Origin of the sequence: Flavobacterium limi (genome assembly GCF_010645075.1) — a bacterium.
GTDB lineage: Bacteria > Bacteroidota > Bacteroidia > Flavobacteriales > Flavobacteriaceae > Flavobacterium > Flavobacterium limi.
Genome location: NZ_JAADZV010000001.1, coordinates 129584 through 149748, shown reverse-complemented (window position 1 = coordinate 149748; position 20165 = coordinate 129584). Strand labels below are relative to the sequence as shown.

The window sequence follows — 20165 nt, the reverse complement described above, 5'->3', positions numbered from 1 at the left end:
ATGGATACCAATTTAGCTTTACTATTAGTACTTACTCCTTTTTTAGGATTTTTAATTAATGTTTTCTTTGGAAAAAGCTTAGGCAAAACAGTTTCAGGAGCAATCGGAACTGTGGCTGTAGCAATTTCTTTTATAGTTTCTGTTTTACTTTTTAATCAAATTACGTCAACCGGAAAAGCGATAGAAGTTACTTTATTTGACTGGATTCAGATTAGTAACTTAAAAATCAATCTTGGATTTTTATTAGATCAGTTGTCTGTTCTTTGGTTGCTTTTTGTTACCGGAATCGGATCTTTGATTCACTTATACTCTATCAGCTACATGCATGATGATGAAAACATACACAAATTCTTCTCTTACCTGAATTTGTTTATATTTTTCATGATTACACTTGTAATTGGAAGCAACTTATTAGTACTATTTATTGGATGGGAAGGCGTTGGACTTTGTTCATATCTGCTTATCGGATTCTGGCATAAAAACCAGGATTACAACGATGCAGCGAAAAAAGCTTTTATCATGAACCGAATTGGGGATTTAGGTCTTTTGATCGGAATCTTTCTTTTAGGATATTACTGTAATACTTTAGATTATAAATTAATGTATGAAAGTATTCATTACAGAGCTACTTTATCTGACGAATCATTTACAATTATACCTTTAGCTGCTTTATGTCTATTCATTGGCGCTTGTGGTAAATCGGCGCAGATTCCTTTATACACATGGCTGCCTGATGCGATGGCCGGACCAACTCCGGTTTCTGCATTGATTCACGCAGCAACGATGGTAACAGCCGGTATCTTTATGGTAACGAGATTAAACTTTGTGTTTGATTTAGCTCATGATGTACAAAATGTAATTGCCATTATTGGAGCAATCACTTCATTAGTTGCCGCTACAATTGGACTGGTTCAAACCGATATCAAAAAAGTATTGGCTTACTCTACGGTTTCACAATTAGGTTTAATGTTTTTAGCGTTAGGATTTGGAGCTTATGAAGTAGCCGTTTTTCACGTAATTACTCATGCTTTCTTCAAAGCTTGTTTATTCTTAGGATCTGGATCTGTAATTCACGGATTGCACGGGGAACAGGATATGCGCAAAATGGGTGGCTTGCGTAAAGCAATGCCCATTACGTTCTGGACAATGATGATTTCTTCATTGGCAATTTCAGGAGTTCCATTCTTCTCAGGATTCTTCTCTAAAGACGAAATTTTAATGACGGCTTTCCACCACAGTATTCCATTATACGTTGTCGGATCTGTGGCTTCAATCATGACAGCATTCTATATGTTCCGTTTAATGTTCCTGACTTTCTTCAAAGAATTTAGAGGAACAGAAGAGCAAAAACATCATTTACACGAAAGTGGTTCTTTAATTACGATTCCGCTTATCATCTTAGCTATTTTAGCAACTTTTGGAGGATTAATTAGTTTACCGGGAAACAGCTGGTTAAATGAATACCTTGCTCCTCTTTTCACAAAAGCTGCTGGCGAAGAACATCATTTAGGAACAACTGAATATACTTTAATGGGTGTTGCAGTTGTTGGTGGATTATTAGGAATCTTGATTGCTTACATCAAATATTTTAAACAAGATAACGTTCCGGAATCTGACGAAAATATTACTGGCGTAGCAAAAGTTTTATACAACAAATATTATGTAGATGAAGCTTATAATGCAATATTTGTTCAGCCAATTAATGCTTTGTCTAAATTCTTTAGAGATTATATAGAAACCGGTTTATCTGCTCTTGTTTTTGGATTAGGTAAAGTAACGAATAAAATTGCTTTTCAGGGAAGGAGATTACAATCAGGAAGTATCGGATTATATCTATTTGTTTTTGTTTTAGGAATGTGTGCCATTATTTCCTATATATTTTTAGCTCAATAATATTATAACTATGAACGTTTCTACTATATTAATTATACTCTTAATTGGTGCTTTTGCCACTTATTTTTCTGGTGACAAACTAGCTTCAAAAGTTGCTTTGCTTTTTAGTTTAGCTGCTTTAGGATGTTCAATTGTATTATTGAATAATTATAATGCCGGCGAAAATATCAGCTTAATCAACGCCTGGATTGCACAGCCTAAAATTTCTTTCGCCTTAAATGCTGACGGATTAGGATTAGCAATGGTTTTATTAAGTGCTGCCCTTACTCCAGTTATTATATTTTCTTCTTTTGGAAATGACTATAAAAACTCAAAAGCTTTCTACGGATTAATTCTTTTCATGGCATTTGCAATGACTGGGACTTTCTTGGCTTCTGATGGACTTTTATACTATATTTTCTGGGAATTAGCACTTATTCCAATTTACTTTATTGCTTTGATCTGGGGTAACGGAGATGCTGAAGAACGCAGAAAAGCAGTGGTTAAATTCTTTATTTACACACTTGCTGGTTCATTATTTATGTTAACTGCATTTATTTATTTATCTCAAAAAGCAAATGGAAGTTTCTTAATTGAAGATTTATATAAAGTACAATTATCTGCTTGCGAGCAATTCTGGATTTTCCTGGCTTTCTTCTTGGCTTATGCTATTAAAATTCCAATTATTCCTTTCCACACCTGGCAGGCAAATGTATATCAAAAAGCACCAACTGTTGGAACAATGCTTTTATCTGGTATCATGTTAAAAATGGGACTTTATAGTGTTATCAGATGGCAGTTGCCAATTGCTCCGCTTGCTGCTAAAGAATATATGTACATCTTTATCGCTTTAGGAATTGCCGGAGTAATCTACGGTTCTATTGTAGCTCTAAGACAAAATGATTTGAAAAAATTATTAGCTTATTCTTCTCTTGCTCACGTTGGTTTAATTGCTGCTGGATCTTACACTTTAACTCTTGACGGTTTAAGAGGTGCGGTTTTACAAATGATCGCTCACGGTTTTGTAGTTGTTGGATTATTCTTTGCTGCTGAAGTTATTTTCAGAAGATTTGAAACCAGAGAAATTGCACAATTAGGCGGTATTCGTACTCAGTCTCCTAAATTTACCTCGATGTTTTTAATTTTAGTTTTAGCTTCTGTTGCTTTGCCGGGTACTTTTAACTTTGTTGGAGAATTTACTGTCTTATACAGCTTATCTCAAATCAATATCTGGTTCGCTGTTTTAGGAGGAACAACTATAATTTTAGGAGCTTACTATATGTTGAGAATGTTCCAGCACGTAATGCTGGGTGAAACAAACTCAAAAGTTTTTGCAGATGTAACGCTTAACGAAGGAATTTCTTTTGCCGTAATTATCGCTGTTTTATTGTTCTTCGGATTTTATCCAAAACCAATTACAGATTTGATTACCCCAAGCCTGGAAACGATTTTACAAGTTATCAATAAGAATTAATTTTAAACAAAAATAAATTAGGATTCTTTTCAACTGAAATCCTAACTCAAAAAGACAAAAATGAATACATTAATAGCTATAACAGGATTGGGTATTTTTTGCCTATTGTTTGAAATTCTGAATTTTAGAAAAGGCATTATTCCATTTACCATCTTGGGTTTATTGGGTGTACTGGCACTTAACTTTTGTGAATTTGGATCAACAGAAAGTTATTATAACAATATGATTACAGTGAGTAAGTTCTCTACTTCCTTTTCATCATTGTTTATTATCCTGACCATTTTCTTAGTGGCTTTAAGTCATAATTTCTATGAAAATCATCCCACTAAAATTTCAGATTTTGTTGCTATAAAAATATTTTTATTGGCAGGTGGTGTTGCAATGGTTTCTTTTGGAAATTTAGCTATGTTTTTCTTAGGCATCGAAATTCTATCCATTGCGTTATATGTATTGGCAGCAAGTGAGCGTTTGAATTTGAAAAGCAACGAAGCTGGAATGAAATACTTTTTGATGGGTTCATTCGCATCAGGAATTATTTTATTCGGAATTTGTTTGATCTACGGAGCTATGGGAAGTTTCGATGTAGTTGAAATAAGTGAATATTCCTTGTCTGCCGAATTGCCAATCTGGTTCCCAATCGGAATGGTTTTAGTAACAATCGGAATGTTATTTAAAATTGCTGCAGTTCCTTTTCACTTTTGGGCTCCGGATGTTTATCAGGGATCTCCTGCCTTAACGACAGCTTTAATGAGTACTTTGGCAAAAGTAGTAGCAATTGCGACTCTTTTTAAATTAATTTCGGGATTAAATTTCATTCCGTCATTAGAAAATCAGGACCATTTACATACTTTCGAAAATATCATTGTATTTATTTCAATTGCCTCCATGACCGTTGGTAATATTATGGCATTGCGTCAGGTAAATGTAAAACGTATGCTGGCTTTCTCAGGAATTTCTCATGCAGGTTTTATGTTAATGACTTTCTTAACTGTAGCCACTTCAGCTGGTGTTTTACTCTATTATACTGCAGCTTATGCTTTGGCAGGAATCGCGGCTTTTAGTGTTATCTTATATGTCTGCAAAAATCAGGATGACGAGGATATCGCAAACTTTCATGGTTTAGGAAAAACAAATCCGTTATTGGCAGCAATACTAACTGCTTCGCTTCTATCAATGGCAGGTATTCCGATTTTCTCAGGATTTTTTGCCAAATTATTTTTGTTTAATCAAACGATCCAGACGGGTCATATTGCCTTAGTGATTGTAGCTGTTATTAATTCTATTATTAGTGTTGGTTATTACTTCAAACTAATATTAGCTATGTATTCAAAAGAACCAAATCAGGAGCGCACAGGAAAACCATTTCTTATTTATGCTGTAGCCATTATTTCTATTGCTTTGAATGTTGCATTAGGTTTATTCCCGTCATTAGTTTTAGATTTATTGAATTAAAAATTTCAATTCAAATATTTAAAAATCCATCCAAAACAAGGGTGGATTTTTTATTTTGCATATGTCTCTTCTGAAGAAAAAATCATGTTAAAAAATTTACAGAAGCAATTGAACATCAAAAAAACTCCATATATTTGAATTCAATTAAATGTATTAGAACTATGAACTTCAATTCGAAAAATCCATTTTTAAGCAACAAGCGTTTTTCATCAAATGCTGTTTCAAAAGCTGGAAACCTGCAACAGGCACAAATTATTGATTATAACCAGGATATGACAATATCCGGAACTATCAATAAAACAGCTATTTTGTTTTTACTATTATGTGCCGGATCAATGCTGACATGGTGGATGGCATTTAACGGAATGAACGCAATGCTGCCAGCCATTGGCGGTGCTATTGTTGCCTTTATTTTAGTATTAATTTCAGCATTCAAACCACAAGCTTCTCCTTATTTAGCTCCTGGTTATGCTTTGTTTGAAGGGTTATTTATTGGAGGGATTTCTGCCATTTTCGAAGCTAAATTTCCCGGAATCGTAATTAATGCTGTTGGAGCTACTTTAGTTACATTTTTAGTTTGCCTGGGACTATATAAATTTAAAATTGTAAAAGTTACAGAACAATTTAAATCTGTTGTTATAGCAGCGACATTAGCAATTGCAACTTATTATTTAATTTCGTGGATCATTTCTCTGTTCACAAGCTTCACGCCTGTTCATCATGGAAATTCACTTATGAGTATCGGAATTAGCGTTTTTGTAATCATAGTTGCTGCACTAAACTTATTTGTAGATTTTGACCAAATTGAAAAAGGTGCTCAACAGAGAATGCCAAAATTTATGGAGTGGTACGGCGCTATGGGATTAATGATCACATTAGTTTGGTTATACATTGAATTCCTTAGATTATTATCAAAATTTGCAAGCAGAGATTAATTTCTTTCCAATAATAAAAAAGCCTTTTTGATTCAGAAAGGCTTTTTTTATGCTGCTTTTTCAAATGCTATAAAGTGTGACAAGTTACCTTTATTATTAAAAACAGGAAAAGCATTAATGTTACAATCATAAGTTTCTCCGCATTTTTTATAATTTAAAAGTGTCTTTTCAAAAGGAATTTGTTTTTCAATTGCAATTCTGATTTCTTTTAAAACTAAAGCTGAAGTCATAGGCCCCTGAAACATTTTTGGAAATTTTCCCAGAATTTCTTTTTCTGTATAACCTGTCATTTTAGCAATTCCTTCAGAAGCAAAAATTATTTTTAGTTTTGGATCTGTAATTAAAACAACCTCATCTTTCATTCTTTCCTTTATATCAAAATCCGTCACATGCCATTTGAATTGTCTAGAAATCTGTTTGATCTTTTTTAAGTCAGAAGAAAATGTTTTCAGCTCATTCATCAATTCATAATGAAAATCCCAACAAAGTATTGGAACTGAATTGCAATTTAAATTTGCATCAGATTCTTTGAAAAGCTCTCCATAATTATTTACAGAATTCATAAAAACAATTTATATCTAAAGTTAACCAAAAATCCCTGTAACATTCCGTTTTTCTATTTTTTAACGCTCATTAAAATTCATTCTAAAAAGCAAATTTTAACTGTACAACTACCGCTTTTTTTTGTTCCGTATTGAGGTTACTCAAAGAAATACCCAATAATCTCACCGAATCTTTCATTCGTTCCTGATACAATAGCTCTTCAACCGTTTCCAAAATTAAGCTTTTATCAGAAATAAAATAAGGCAGCGTTTTGCTTCTGGTTTGTTGCGTAAAATCGCTGTATTTAATTTTAAGTGTTACTGTTTTTCCTGAAACATTGTACCTCTTTAATCGTTTTTCCAACGAAGCAGCTATTTTTTCGAGCTGTTCCAGCATAAAAATTTCTGACGTCAGATTAACATCAAAAGTATGTTCTGACGCAACAGATTTAGTATTCCGTGAAGGTTTTACTTCGCTGTTATGTATCCCCCTTACTACGTAAAAATAAAACTTTCCTGATTTACCAAAGTGTTTTTCCAAGAATTCAAGTGATTTGCTTTTCAAATCCAAACCTGTAAAAATACCCAATTGGTACATTTTTTCTGTTGTCACTTTTCCAACCCCATAAAATTTTCTGATCGGTAATTCTTCTAAAAAAGGAATTACCTCATCAGGATTCACCGTTTTTTGTCCATTAGGTTTATTGTAATCACTCGCAATTTTGGCTACGAATTTATTTACAGAAATTCCTGCAGATGCTGTAAGTCCGACCTCGTTTAAAATTCGTAATCTGATTTCCTGAGCCAATAAAGAGGCACTTGGATTTCCTTTTTTATTTTGAGTTACATCAAGATAGGCTTCATCAAGCGAAAGCGGCTCTACCATATCAGTATATTCATGAAAAATTTTATGAATCTTTGATGAAATTTCTTTGTAACGATCAAAACGAGGCCGTACAAATATAATTTCAGGACAGTATTTTTTGGCCAAAACACCACTTATAGCACTTCTGACACCAAATTTTCTGGCTTCATAACTTGCTGCAGAAACCACTCCTCTATTTTCTGAGCCTCCAACAGCAATAGGTTTTCCCCGTAAAGCAGGATTATCCATTTGCTCTACCGAAGCATAAAAAGCATCCATATCGATATGGATTATTTTTCGATAAATTGTTGTTTCAGACATACTACAAATTTAAAGAAGAACATATAAAAGTGAGTTATCAAAAATGACCGATTTTTTTTAAGAAAATTTGAAATTTTATTTTATTTCTAAAAAAAACGTTTACTAGTGTTAAAACAAATTATCTGTATTAAAAATATCTCAGTAAATAAGCTTCATATTTTAATTATTAAAAAATTTAATGATAAAAAAAATAAAATAAGTTTTTTTATATATCAATCATTGCGAAAAATATTTTTATATATTTGCCGTACCGAAACGAATTACATTAGGTACATTCCGGTAAAGTGAATTGAAAATTACAACCGCAATCAAATTTTTTAAAAACCAGGAAAGAAAGGCATGAGTTCTTGAGATAAATCATATGGAACCGGCATCTCTATAAATATTATCAGAAAACAATCAGATCGCATAGAATAGATGCGAGCATTTTTGGGTTCATGATGAACTATCTAAACCAAAAAACCAATTGACCAATTAAATCACCTTCCCCCGGGTGATTTTTTTTGTTTTCAAAATTTCTTCTACTTAAATCGATTAATAAAATGAGTACATTAACCCAAAATCTATTCAATCAGTATAAATATTAATTCTCCAATCCCAATTAATAAAAAAGGGATAAAAAATAGAAACATTTGGTATAAAAATTCCTGCCAAGTAGATTCTATAGATTCTTTTTCTGAAGAATATTTCGTGTAAAAATAGAGGTGTCTATTATACTTTGCTAAAATTCTTTTATCAAATATTTTGTACGCAATGAGGTAAGAAATTGGTCCTAATGAAACAAGTGAGTTTATTATCTCTTTTTTTAAATCTAAATCATCGAGCAACAAAGCAAAAGGCAATAAGGCAGCGAAAATAAATAAGGTTTTATAGGTTTTATTATTTCTTAATACTGTATGGATTTGCATGAAGCTCATGAAAATTGTAAAGAAAAAAGAAATAAAAATTATCAACATTAACATATCTAAGATATAATTACATTGTTTCAAATAATTAATAGTATTTGCTAATAGAATTACTAAACTTCTATTTTAGCCCCGATAGGACTGGAAATCTTTTTGTGCCGGGGTTCGGCATAAAAGATTACTTCGTCGGTTCGCTATCGCTCGTGTTTAAGGGATAGCGGGACTGATGGTCTTCTGAAGCTAAATTATCTGCTTCTAAAAAATTAAAAAACTATTCTTCAAAAAGTTCCATCAATTCCAAAGCCCGTTTTATTGATTTTACATTTTCAAAAGTCAGTAGCAAGCGTAATCCATTGACAGTTTGTTTTTCTTTCATTTTGCAGAGTGAGCTTTGTTTTTGAACAAAATTCAATACGTTTCTGAACTTAGCCGATTGATAATAATCAGACTGTTGATCGGATACGAAATAGCCAATCATTTTGCCTTGTTTCAAAACTAATTTTTCAATTCCGACTTTTGTGGCAATCCATTTTATACGGATGCTGTTTAATAATGCTATTGCTTGTTTTGGCAATGGTCCGAAACGGTCGATTAGTTTTCTTTCGAATTCTTTTAGTCCGGCTTCGTCTTTTACAGCCCCAAGTTCATTGTATAAAACCAAACGTTCCGATACATTATTGATATATTCATCCGGAAATAATAATTCGAAATCGGCATCGATCTGAATGTCTTTTACGTATTCTTTGGTATCGATATCATTCTGTTCCGGATATAAATCTTTGAATTCGTTTTCCTTCAATTCCTCGATGGCTTCGTTCATGATTTTTTGGTACGTATCAAAGCCTATTTCGTTAATGAAACCGCTTTGTTCGCCCCCTAATAAATCTCCTGCACCACGAATTTCAAGATCTTTCATGGCAATATTGAAACCGCTTCCCAATTCGCTGAATTGTTCCAAAGCCTGAATACGTTTTCTGGCATCTTCGGTCATGGAAGAATACGGTGGACAGATGAAATAACAGAACGCTTTTTTATTGCTTCGCCCAACACGGCCACGCATTTGATGTAAATCTGACAGTCCAAAATTGTTGGCGTTGTTGATGAAAATCGTGTTGGCATTTGGAACGTCCAATCCGCTTTCAATGATGGTGGTTGCGACCAGAACATCAAAATCACCGTTCATGAAACCTAACATCAATTCTTCGAGTTTGGCGCCTTCCATTTGTCCGTGACCGATTCCGACTCTTGCATTTGGAACCAGACGCTGAATCATCCCGGCCACTTCTTTTATATTTTCGATTCGGTTATTGATAAAGAAAACCTGTCCGTTTCGCTGAATTTCATACGAAATCGCATCACGAATTGTTTCTTCATTAAAACCAACGACATTCGTTTCAATTGGATAACGATTTGGCGGAGGCGTTGTAATAACTGATAAATCGCGCGCCGCCATTAATGAAAACTGTAAAGTTCTCGGAATTGGCGTTGCGGTTAATGTCAGTGTATCGACATTTGCCGCAATGGTTTTCAGTTTATCTTTTACGTTTACTCCAAACTTTTGTTCTTCGTCGACAATCAACAAACCAAGGTCTTTAAAAACCACATTTTTGTTTACCAGTTGATGTGTCCCGATTACAATATCCAATTTTCCCTCGGCTAAATCTTTTAGAGTTTGTGATTTTTGTTTGGCGGTTCTGAATCGGTTTAAATAGCCAATTGTGACGGGCATATCTTTTAAACGTTCTGAAAAAGTTCTGTAATGCTGATACGCCAAAATAGTCGTCGGAACCAAAACGGCAACCTGTTTGCTGTTATCCACGGCTTTAAAAGCGGCACGAATCGCAACCTCTGTTTTACCGAAACCTACGTCCCCACAAACCAAGCGATCCATTGGACGATCGCTTTCCATATCCGCTTTTACTTCTGCCGTCGATTTCATTTGGTCTGGCGTATCTTCGTAAATAAATGAACTTTCTAATTCGTTTTGAAGATAACTATCCGGCGCAAACTGAAAACCTTTTTCTAAACGACGTTTTGCATAGAGCTGAATCAAATTGAATGCAATATGTTTGACACGCGCTTTGGTTTTCTGTTTTAAAACTTTCCAGGCGTTTGAGCCTAATTTGTATATTTTTGGAGGCGTTCCGTCTTTTCCGTTGTATTTGGAAATTTTATGAAGCGAATGAATGCTTACATAAACGATATCATTATCCGCATACACCAGTTTTATGGCTTCCTGTGTTTTGCCTTCGACCTGAATCTTTTGCAGACCGCCAAATTTCCCGATTCCGTGATCGATGTGTGTTACGTAATCGCCCACAGATAGCGCTGTTAATTCTTTTAAAGTAATATTCTGCTTTTTCGAATAACCATTTTTGATATTGAATTTATGATAACGTTCAAAAATCTGATGATCTGTGTAAGCTGTAATCTGATTTTCTTCGTCAATAAAACCTTGGTATAATGGTAAAACTATAGTGTGATATTGCTTTCGGATATCCTCGGAATTGGCTTCATCCAAACTTTCAAAAATATCATGAAAACGTTTTGCCTGTGTTTCATTCGAACAGAATAAATAATTTTTATAGCCGTTAAAATGATTTTCGCTCAGATTATTCAGCAGCAAATCAAATTGTTTATTGAAAGATGGCTGAGGCTGAATATGGAACTCGAATTTTTGAGTACTTTTAAAAATGGGTTTTGAAAGTTCAACAATCGAAAAATCCAAAGCCCGTTTTATAAAGGCAGCCTGATTTAAGAATAATTGTTCAGGCGTTGCATGTTTAATTTCTTTCGAAAGCTTTTCAAAAGCTTCTTCTGCCCTTGCAAACTGTTTGTCTAACTGACTGAAAAGTCCGTCTGTGTTTTGGATAAAAAGAACGGTTGTTTCTGCAATGTAATCTAAAAAGCTTTCGCGGTTTTCCTGAAAAAGTTTGTTTTCGACATTCGGGATAATCGTGATTTTTTTATGAGTTTCAACCGACAATTGCGTTTCGACATCAAAACTTCTGATACTGTCTACTTCGTTGCCAAAAAACTCAATTCGGTATGGATGATCGTTTGAAAAAGAAAATACATCGACAATTCCGCCACGGACTGAAAATTCTCCCGGTTCTGTAATAAAATCAACTCTCTTGAATTCATATTCAAATAAAACTTCGTTGATAAAATCAATCGAAATTTTATCATTCAAAGCTACTTTTAAAGTGTTTTTATCCAGTTCCCTTCTGGTAACCACTTTTTCAAAAAGTGCCTCGGGATACGTAACAATTACAGCCGGTTTTTTACGTGAATTGATTCGGTTTAAAACCTCAGCACGAAGCAAAACATTCGCATTATCAGTTTCGTCAACCTGATATGGTCGACGGAATGAAGCGGGATAAAACAATACATCCTCTTCGCCAATCATTTGCTCCAGATCGTTTAGGTAATAAGCAGCTTCTTCTTTATTGTCTAAAACAATCAAAAAAGGCAGTTCGGTTTTTTTGAAAACAGAACGGATTACAAATGAAACTGCAGATCCCAACAATCCGCTGACATGCATTTTTATCTGGTTTCCTTCCAGTAAATTTGATGCAATCTGCTGTGCTTTAGGCAGATTGTCGTAGGTAGTATATAAGGCGTTTTTACTCAACTTTAGGCAAATTTTGATCTACTGGCGGCATTGAATTCGGAATGGCTCGTGCAGTATCTAACATTCTTAAAAAATCGGACTCTCCTTCTTCTTGTGGAATTTTGCTTTTTTCGACAATTTTATCCATTTGTCTTTGTAGTGAAACCAGTTCTTTGTTGATTTCCCCAATTAAAAAAGTGACTTTATCATCCGGAATTTTATGCAAATGAATGAATAAATCCATCATTTTTACTTTGGTAATCAAAATAGAAATTCGGCTTCTGATTTGAGGCTGATTGAATTGTGCCGGAATATTATTATTTAATGCCATGGCTTTTTTTGCAATAGCCGCAGATTTTTTTTGGAATGCACCAATCGTTTTTCTTGGTTTTCCGCCCAGCTCTTTCAAAAATTCACGCCATTCTTTCCATTCAGTTACGTTTTTTTCTGAAACTTCATTGATTGGTTCATCAATAAACGACCATTCTTTATTTATATTATTAAAAATGATTTCCTTCTTTTTGGCTTCTTTTTTATTTTCAGCTATACGTTGTTCATTTTGATCCTGACAGGAGTTCAGTATAAAAATGAATAGTATAAAAAGAGCTATTTTGTATTTCATATATGTAAAATTTTATTTTTAATGTCCTATATGTTATCGCCTTTTATTTATTCCTGTTGTCTGCAAACTTTTGTCAATAGCGATTTATCTGGTAAAACATTAAGCTACAAAGTTACAAGTAAATTTATAATTATGAATTTTGATTTACAACCAATTTGCTCCAATTTAAGAAAGCTTTGTGAAAACGAATTAAACAAAAAACAATATTATTTATTATATAATTCATAATTTAACATTATAAAAACGGTCTTTATTTACGAATAAATTATATTTGCTGTATAAATTTACTCAAATGAATCCAAAAATATTAATCATTGGTGCTTGTGGCCAAATTGGGACAGAACTCACTGTGAAATTACGTAAGCTGTACGGAACAGAAAATGTGATTGCTTCTGATATTCGAAAATTAAATACAGATGTGGTTAATTCGGGTCCTTTTGAAGTAATTAATGCTCTGGATTTCAACCAGATTGAGCATTTAGTAGAAATCCATCACATTACAGATATTTATTTAATGGCGGCGCTTTTATCTGCTACAGCTGAAAAAAATCCTGCCTTTGCCTGGGACTTAAACATGAATTCACTATTTCATGTTTTGAATCTGGCTAAATCAAAAAAAATCAAGAAGATTTTCTGGCCATCTAGTATCGCTGTTTTTGGACCTACAACTCCCAAAGAAAATACTCCGCAATATACAATAATGGAACCTTCAACGGTTTACGGAATCAGTAAACAAGCGGGAGAAAGATGGTGCGAATACTATCATAACACTTACGGTGTAGATGTTCGCAGTATCCGTTATCCCGGTTTAATCAGCTGGTCAACACCTCCCGGCGGCGGAACTACAGATTATGCTGTTGATATTTTCTACAAAGCAATTGCCGATAAAAGATACGAATGCTTTTTATCCTCAGAAACCAAAATGCCAATGATGTATATGGATGATGCAATTGACGCTACGATCAACATCATGAAAGCCCCGGCTGAAGAAATTAAAATTCATTCTTCTTATAATTTAGCGGCAATGAGTTTTACCCCAACTGAAATTGCTGCTGAAATCAAAAAACATATTCCTGAATTTGAAATTACTTACAATCCTGATTTCCGCCAGAAAATTGCGGACAGCTGGCCGGCAAGTATAGATGATAGTGCAGCAAGAACGGATTGGGACTGGAACCACAAATTTGATTTAGAATCGATGACGAAGGATATGCTGGAACATTTGAGTTAGTTCTCCTTTCTGATTATTCCCAAAATAAAAAGTCCCGTTTAGAAATACTAACGGGACTTTTTATTTTCTAATGTGAAGATTATTTTACTTCAAAAACATTATTTGCAGCTTTTACATCAGCCATTAATCCGCTTGGATCGATAGTGATTTTTTTGATTGCCGTTTTGTTTTTATCAATTGTAAAATTGTAGTTTGATTGTGCCCACGCCCAATCTTCTAAAACAGTTCTTTTTTCGTTTGGATTCGGATTTGGCTTGATGAAATTCATCATTCGTAACGGAATATAGAATGTTTCCGAAGTTCCATCTGTATAATCCACTTTTAAATCAATTGGCATTGGCATTCTTCCGATTCTTTCTAATGAAACAGCTGTTTTTCCTTCCTTATCGGCCACTTCCTTAATTCCGTAATCAATTGTATTAGTCGTTTGTGCCCAGTCTGTCAAGTACCAGTCTAATTCAGCACCTGAAACTCTTTCTGCTGTTCTTTTGATATCATTTGGTGTTGGATGTTTGAATTTAAAATCATTAAAATATCTTTTTAAAGTCGCGTCTACATTCTCTTTTCCGATAACATATTCCAACTGCGAAAGGAAAATACTTCCTTTGATATAAGATGAAATACTGTATGGACGGTTTTCGTCATAACGGTCACCATGAGTCGTTTGTGGTTGTTCTTTACCCGAATTAACCAAGCTATAATAAGCCGCATAATTTCCTTTAAACGGATTTGAAACTTTTTTATCCCCTGCCAATTCATTCAAAGCACTATCTTCAATGTAAGTTGTAAAACCTTCATCCATCCACGGATGTTTTGACTCGTTTGAAGCCAAAATATGCTGAAACCAGGAATGTCCTAATTCGTGAGTTGCCGTTCCTAAAATTCCTTCAAGGGTCCCGTTTCCTAACATTAGTGTACACATGGCATATTCCATTCCGCCATCTCCACCCTGAATAAAGGAATATTGTTTGTACGGATACGGTCCTACTTTGTGATTGTAGTAATCCATCACCTTGACCATTAAAGGCTCTAATTGTTTCCAGTTTGCGGTGGTTTTTGGATTGTTTTTGTAAAAGAAATGCAAATCGACATCGTTAGGCCCTTTTACAATATCATGCGTATATTCTTTATCTGCAGCCCATGTAAAATCGTGCACATTTGGTGCGATGAAATGCCAGGTTAGTGTTTTTGTTTTTTTAGGATAAACGACTTTCACACCTTCATCTTCGTAACCGTGACCAATTGTATTTTTATTCTGTAAATATCCTGAGCCTCCAATGGTGTAGTCTTTGTCAATGGTGATTTTTACATCAAAATTCCCCCAAACTCCGTGAAATTCCCTTGCGATGTAAGGATCTGCATGCCAGCCTTCAAAATCAAATTCGGCTAATTTTGGATACCATTGCGACATGGAAAGCTCAACTCCTTCAGAATTATTCCTTCCTGCACGGCGTACCTGAACCGGAACCTGCCCGTCAAAATCTAATGTAAAAGTTGATTTAGAATTCGGTAAAACTGGCTTTGGCAAAGTTACTTCTAATATTGTTCCAGAAACCCTTGTTTGGGCAGTGATTCCATCCTGTTTGAAATTAGTAATTTTTAAAAAACCAATTTCATTTGGTTTCAGAGATTCGATACGGCTTTGTTTCACTTCTTTTCCGTCTGCACCTTTAACCTTGGCCACCATTCTCGCATCCGGATCTTTTATAAAATGCAGACGTGCATCCATTTCGCTTCCGGGCTGAAAAGCATTAAAAAATAAATGGTAATAGACTTTTTTTAAAGTATCGGAAGAATTATTGGAATAAACCAACTCCTGTTTCCCATTATACTGATAGTTTTTTACATCCATCGATACTTCCATTTTATAATCGGCATGTTGTTGCCAGTAAGAGGTACTTTGAGCAAAAGAGGTATTCAGACCAAAACTTAAAAAAGAAAGAAGGATAATTTTTTTCATTACGGTGGTATTTAAAAAACTACAAGTTTACAAAAGCGATCCTGTAAACTTGTAATTTGATTATTAAAAAAGATCAGTCTTTATTATTTAGACATTTTTTCTGCCATTAATAAAGCGTTGTAAGCATTTACCATTTTAGCCGTTTTTGATGATTCTGTAGAAGAGACTGCTTCTGGTTTCTCTTCGCCTAAAACTACTTTTTCAGGAAGAGCTACTCCGGATTCCATTAGAATCTTTTTAACCTGAGCTGCTTTTAGCTTTGGATAATAAGAGCGAATCAATGCTGCAACACCTGCTGCGTTTGGTGATGCCATTGAAGTTCCCTGTAAATATTTGTATTTATTGTTTGGAATAGTTGCGTAAATTTCTTCACCCGGTGCAAAAACATCTACGTTTAATTTCCCAAAGTTAGAAAAACCTGCCACAACATTCTGTCCATAAGCCTTATTTATAGCTCCAATTGTGATCAGATTATCTGCAAATTCTTTAATGTTATCTTCAGAATCGTTTGGATAATTAATATTTTTTATTTCATCAATATTATAACCGTCATTACCTGCCGCATGAACAATCAAAACATCTTTTTTCTTTGCATATTTTATGGCATCATACACCCATTTTTTTTGTGGAGAAAAGCTTTTTCCGAAACTTCCGTTAATCACTTTTGCGCCATTATCAACAGCATATCGAATTGCCAACGCAATATCTTTGTCGTACTCATCTCCGTCAGGAACTGCTCTGACAGTCAAAATTTCAACGTTGTTGGCAACCCCGTCACCTCCTAAATTATTGTTACGAACCTGAGCAATAATTCCGGCCACGTGCGTTCCGTGCAAAGCTTCTTCTTTATCCGGTCCAAATACAATATTATTTCCGTATTTGGTTGTTTTTATATCTTCTGCATTATCACCCAGAACTTTTCTTCCGTCAAAATCTTTGTTCAGGTTAAAATTTAACTGATTGTAAACGTGTTCTCTGTAATCTTCCAGTTCAGTCTCAGGATTGAATGTTGGCCCTGCATTGGTAAGAATTTGTGTCATTACCATTTTGCTTCTTGCTATTTTTGGATCTGTAGAAGTAATTGAATTCAGATCTTCAGCTTTATACTCTTTTTTGTTTAAAGCTGTTTTTATCGTATTGTGAACATCCAATAAAAAATCAACCTGTTCTTTGTCTTTTAACGCTTTTTCGTATTTTTCTGTGTATTGTGCCAAAGCCTGTTTATATTGTTCAGAACCGTCGTCGCCTTTTTTAACAATACGGGTCATTTCAAGGTTTTCTTTGACAACATCACCCAGGAAATTCCATCCGTGGATGTCATCAATGTAACCGTTTTTGTCATCATCGATTCCGTTACCCGGGATTTCTTTAGAATTTGTCCAGATAACTCCCTTTAAATCTTCGTGTTCAATATCAACTCCTGAATCAACAACTCCAACAATTACTTTTTTACCTGTTTTTCCTTGTAGTAATTCGGCATAAGCCTTATCTACACTCATTCCTGGTATAGAATCTTTGATCAGATCAAGATGACTCCATCTCTTTAGTTCATTTTCAGTAACCGGTGCTTTTTTAACAACAGCTGAAGGAGCAGTTATAAATTCTTTTGGAGCTGAAACCTGCGCTTGCATAGTAGCGCTGCAGCCTGCTAAAACAAGTAATGCAAAAGCAGATAAATTAAGTGGTTTTATATTGTTCATGTATCTAATTATAAAATATAAGTTAAAGATGGGACTAAATTATGATATTTTGTTACAAAAAACTAACTGTTAACACTGTGTTATGAATTTTACACCTCAAAAGTTTATCAGTACCACTTTTTTAAACTTAACCCTAAGTAATTTAATAAGGATGCATACTATTATTAATGAAGCGAATAACTTATAATTTGTATTTTTGCAAATTGAAACTCTTAATGAAATTTATGAAAACAAAACTACTTTTTATTCTTTTACTGGCAAATCTTTCTATTTATGCACAATCTTCAGATATTCCGGATTATCTTCCTTTGAATGGACTGCTTGCCTATTATCCATTTAATGGAAATGCCAATGACATCAGTGGAAATGGTTCTCACGGAATTACTGTAAATGTTGAACCGACTATCGATAGATTTGGGCAACGCAGAAGTGCTTACTATTTCAACGGAACAAGCAGCAATATAGAAGCTGATGTTAAAAACTATCCTCTAAAAGGTGGTTCAAGAACTATTACCGGATGGTTTCAGGCTGATATGCCATCTGTATCAGAAGAACTTGATTTTTGTCTTTTAAATTATGGAAATGTATCCGATCCTAATTATTGGTTTAAAATCAGTTTTTATCGTAAAGGATATTTAGACATACAGTTTGATTCAAAAACTTTTCAATCACAGGACAATTATTTTAATAATGAGTGGACATTTTTTGCAATGGTTTTTAATGATGAAACTAACACATTTTCATTGTATATAAATAATGTATTAAAGTTAAGCGGATCTGCTGATTTATACACCCAAGGTTTTGGAAATCTTTTTAGAATAGGAAAAAACAAATCAAACAATTTTTTTGAAGGCTCTATAGATGACATCGGAATTTGGAACCGCACTTTAACACCACAGGAAATTACGGCAATATACAATGCTCCAAAACCAATTTTTTATACATTAATCCCTGATCTTAATTTTGAAAACAAATTAATTGAGCTTGGGCTTGATGAGGGCACTCCAGACGGAAAAGTTCTAAAGGAAAATATCACATATGAAACATCTCTGCAACTTTCATCAAGTAATATTTCTGATTTAACAGGAATTGAAGATTTTGAGGATTTGAGGTATTTAGATTGTACGAATAATAATTTGACCACTATTAATCTCACTAAAAATGATTCTCTGAGAGACCTAGATTGCTCTAATAACAAAATTTCATTATTAAACTTAGAAAAAAACCTAAAGCTACAATATCTCTTAATATCTGATAACAAAATAACAGATTTAAATTTGACAAAAAATGATTCAATAGAATCAATATCTGCGCAGAGAAATCTTTTGACTTCCCTAAATCTTTCTAAGAACAAAAAGTTACATAGTTTGTACATTTCATACAATAAACTTTCTACATTAGATATTTCTGACAATACAGTCCTTGAAAATCTCGACGTAACGTCAAACAACCTGACCAGTTTAAATCTTAAAAATGGAAATAATTTACTTTTAGGGAATTCGGTAAATTTTACCGAAAATCCAAATCTAAGTTGTATTCAGGTTGACGATGCAGCATATTCAAATACTAATTGGGCATCTTTAAAAGATGCAACTGCTACTTATAATACCAATTGTACTGTAGAATACATAGCCTTAAAAGACAGTCATTTTGAACAAAAATTAATTGATTTAGGAATTGATACCGATGGCTTAAATGGTAAAATATCCAGTTTAGACATAAGTACAGTTACTTCCTTAAACCTTTCGAACAGTAACGTCACAGATTTATCCGGAATAGAAAAATTCACGTCTCTGATAAATTTGGATTGCAGTAACAATCAAATCACAAATTTGAATCTTTCTTATAATCTTCTTTTAGAAACATTGAACGCATCTTCAAATCAGATTACATCATTAGATTTATCTAAAAACAGCAAACTTACGATTGTATATGTTGTATCAAACCCGCTTATATTTTTAAATCTGCAAAACGGAAATAATACAAACATGATTATACTCAATGTAAACGGAAAAAAAGCAGCTGCTCCTATGGCAACCTCTTTTCTTGGACTCAATCAGCTTTCATGTATTAAGGTAGATGACGCCGCTTTTTCAAACACCAACTGGTCTAAGATTAAAGAGCCTTCCACTACTTATTCCACGAGTTGTACTTTAGGAGTTGAAGATTCTGTTTTTGATAAAGTAGCACTATATCCAAATCCAACTAAAGATGAAGTTACTATTTCAAATATTTCATTAGAAAAAGCAACAGTCTATAATACATTAGGACAATTGGTAAAATCCTTTAGTTTGAACTCATTCGATTCTAATAACACAATCAGCTTATCTGGTTTGCCAAGAGGAGTATATTATGTATACTTAACAAATAAAGATGCTGCTACAGTTAAAAAAGTAATAGTGGAATAATTAAAATTATTGAAAAACTAAACTATCCCATTTTCTACTAAATGAAAATGGGATTTTTTTAGATTATATTTTTCAAAACATCTTATAATTTAAGTTTTCCTACTTTAGGACTATCAGAAACAGGTTTTGATTAAATAGCGGTTTATCCCAACCCTGTAAATGGAGAACTACATGTTCACAATAGTCCTCTTGAGAAGGCAACTGTATACGATGCGCTGGTAAAACTAATTACAAAAAGAAATATACAAATTATTCAAATAATAAC

General features: G+C 33.7%; 13 protein-coding genes. 6 read left to right on the top strand and 7 right to left on the bottom strand.

The features are described from left to right. The 4 genes from nuoL (at nucleotide 1) to GXM16_RS00635 (ending at nucleotide 5733) form a co-directional block, all read left to right on the top strand. On the top strand, nucleotides 1-1893 hold the full coding sequence (gene nuoL / locus GXM16_RS00650; RefSeq protein ID WP_163391726.1) for an NADH-quinone oxidoreductase subunit L: 1893 nt from the start codon (nucleotides 1-3) through the stop codon (nucleotides 1891-1893). A gap of 10 nt (nucleotides 1894-1903) precedes the next feature. Further along, entirely contained in the window at nucleotides 1904-3346 is a 1443-nt protein-coding gene (locus GXM16_RS00645; protein ID WP_163391724.1) for a complex I subunit 4 family protein, read from the top strand. 60 nt (nucleotides 3347-3406) lie between these two features. Beyond that, the gene (locus tag GXM16_RS00640; RefSeq protein ID WP_163391722.1) at nucleotides 3407-4798 is read left to right on the top strand and encodes an NADH-quinone oxidoreductase subunit N; all 1392 of its coding nucleotides are present in this window, start codon (nucleotides 3407-3409) and stop codon (nucleotides 4796-4798) included. A 161-nt stretch (nucleotides 4799-4959) separates the two neighbouring features. After that, a complete protein-coding gene (locus GXM16_RS00635; RefSeq protein WP_163391720.1) occupies nucleotides 4960-5733 on the top strand; it encodes a Bax inhibitor-1/YccA family protein in 774 nt (257 codons plus the stop codon). A 47-nt stretch (nucleotides 5734-5780) separates the two neighbouring features. On the opposite strand, the gene GXM16_RS00630 is transcribed toward GXM16_RS00635, so the two are convergent. From GXM16_RS00630 to GXM16_RS00610, 5 genes are all read right to left on the bottom strand, one after another. Beyond that, on the bottom strand, nucleotides 5781-6296 hold the full coding sequence (locus GXM16_RS00630; RefSeq protein ID WP_163391718.1) for a PAS domain-containing protein: 516 nt from the start codon (nucleotides 6294-6296) through the stop codon (nucleotides 5781-5783). An 82-nt stretch (nucleotides 6297-6378) separates the two neighbouring features. Further along, nucleotides 6379-7461 (bottom strand): DNA polymerase IV, encoded by a 1083-nt coding sequence (dinB, locus tag GXM16_RS00625; RefSeq protein ID WP_163391716.1) that lies wholly within the window; start codon nucleotides 7459-7461, stop codon nucleotides 6379-6381. Nucleotides 7462-8024: 563 nt separating this feature from the next. Then, nucleotides 8025-8369 (bottom strand): hypothetical protein, encoded by a 345-nt coding sequence (locus tag GXM16_RS00620; protein WP_163391714.1) that lies wholly within the window; start codon nucleotides 8367-8369, stop codon nucleotides 8025-8027. A gap of 268 nt (nucleotides 8370-8637) precedes the next feature. Beyond that, on the bottom strand, nucleotides 8638-12000 hold the full coding sequence (mfd, locus tag GXM16_RS00615) for a transcription-repair coupling factor (RefSeq protein WP_163391712.1): 3363 nt from the start codon (nucleotides 11998-12000) through the stop codon (nucleotides 8638-8640). Beyond that, a complete protein-coding gene (locus tag GXM16_RS00610) occupies nucleotides 11993-12601 on the bottom strand; it encodes a hypothetical protein (RefSeq protein ID WP_163391710.1) in 609 nt (202 codons plus the stop codon). The genes mfd and GXM16_RS00610 overlap by 8 nt, the downstream gene beginning before the upstream one ends. Nucleotides 12602-12893: 292 nt before the next feature. Here GXM16_RS00610 and GXM16_RS00605 point away from each other — a divergent pair, with 292 nt between their 5' ends. Then, the gene (locus GXM16_RS00605) at nucleotides 12894-13832 is read left to right on the top strand and encodes an L-threonine 3-dehydrogenase (RefSeq protein ID WP_163391708.1); all 939 of its coding nucleotides are present in this window, start codon (nucleotides 12894-12896) and stop codon (nucleotides 13830-13832) included. A gap of 79 nt (nucleotides 13833-13911) precedes the next feature. On the opposite strand, the gene GXM16_RS00600 is transcribed toward GXM16_RS00605, so the two are convergent. Both GXM16_RS00600 and GXM16_RS00595 read right to left on the bottom strand, forming a co-directional pair. Next, entirely contained in the window at nucleotides 13912-15792 is a 1881-nt protein-coding gene (locus GXM16_RS00600) for a M1 family metallopeptidase (protein WP_163391706.1), read from the bottom strand. 83 nt (nucleotides 15793-15875) lie between these two features. Further along, nucleotides 15876-17492 carry a S8 family peptidase gene (locus tag GXM16_RS00595; RefSeq protein ID WP_163391704.1) on the bottom strand — a complete coding sequence of 539 codons (1617 nt, stop codon included), beginning with the start codon at nucleotides 17490-17492 and terminating at the stop codon, nucleotides 15876-15878. Nucleotides 17493-17716: 224 nt separating this feature from the next. Here GXM16_RS00595 and GXM16_RS00590 point away from each other — a divergent pair, with 224 nt between their 5' ends. Next, the gene (locus GXM16_RS00590) at nucleotides 17717-19900 is read left to right on the top strand and encodes a LamG-like jellyroll fold domain-containing protein (protein WP_229684176.1); all 2184 of its coding nucleotides are present in this window, start codon (nucleotides 17717-17719) and stop codon (nucleotides 19898-19900) included. Nucleotides 19901-20165 lie beyond the last annotated feature (265 nt).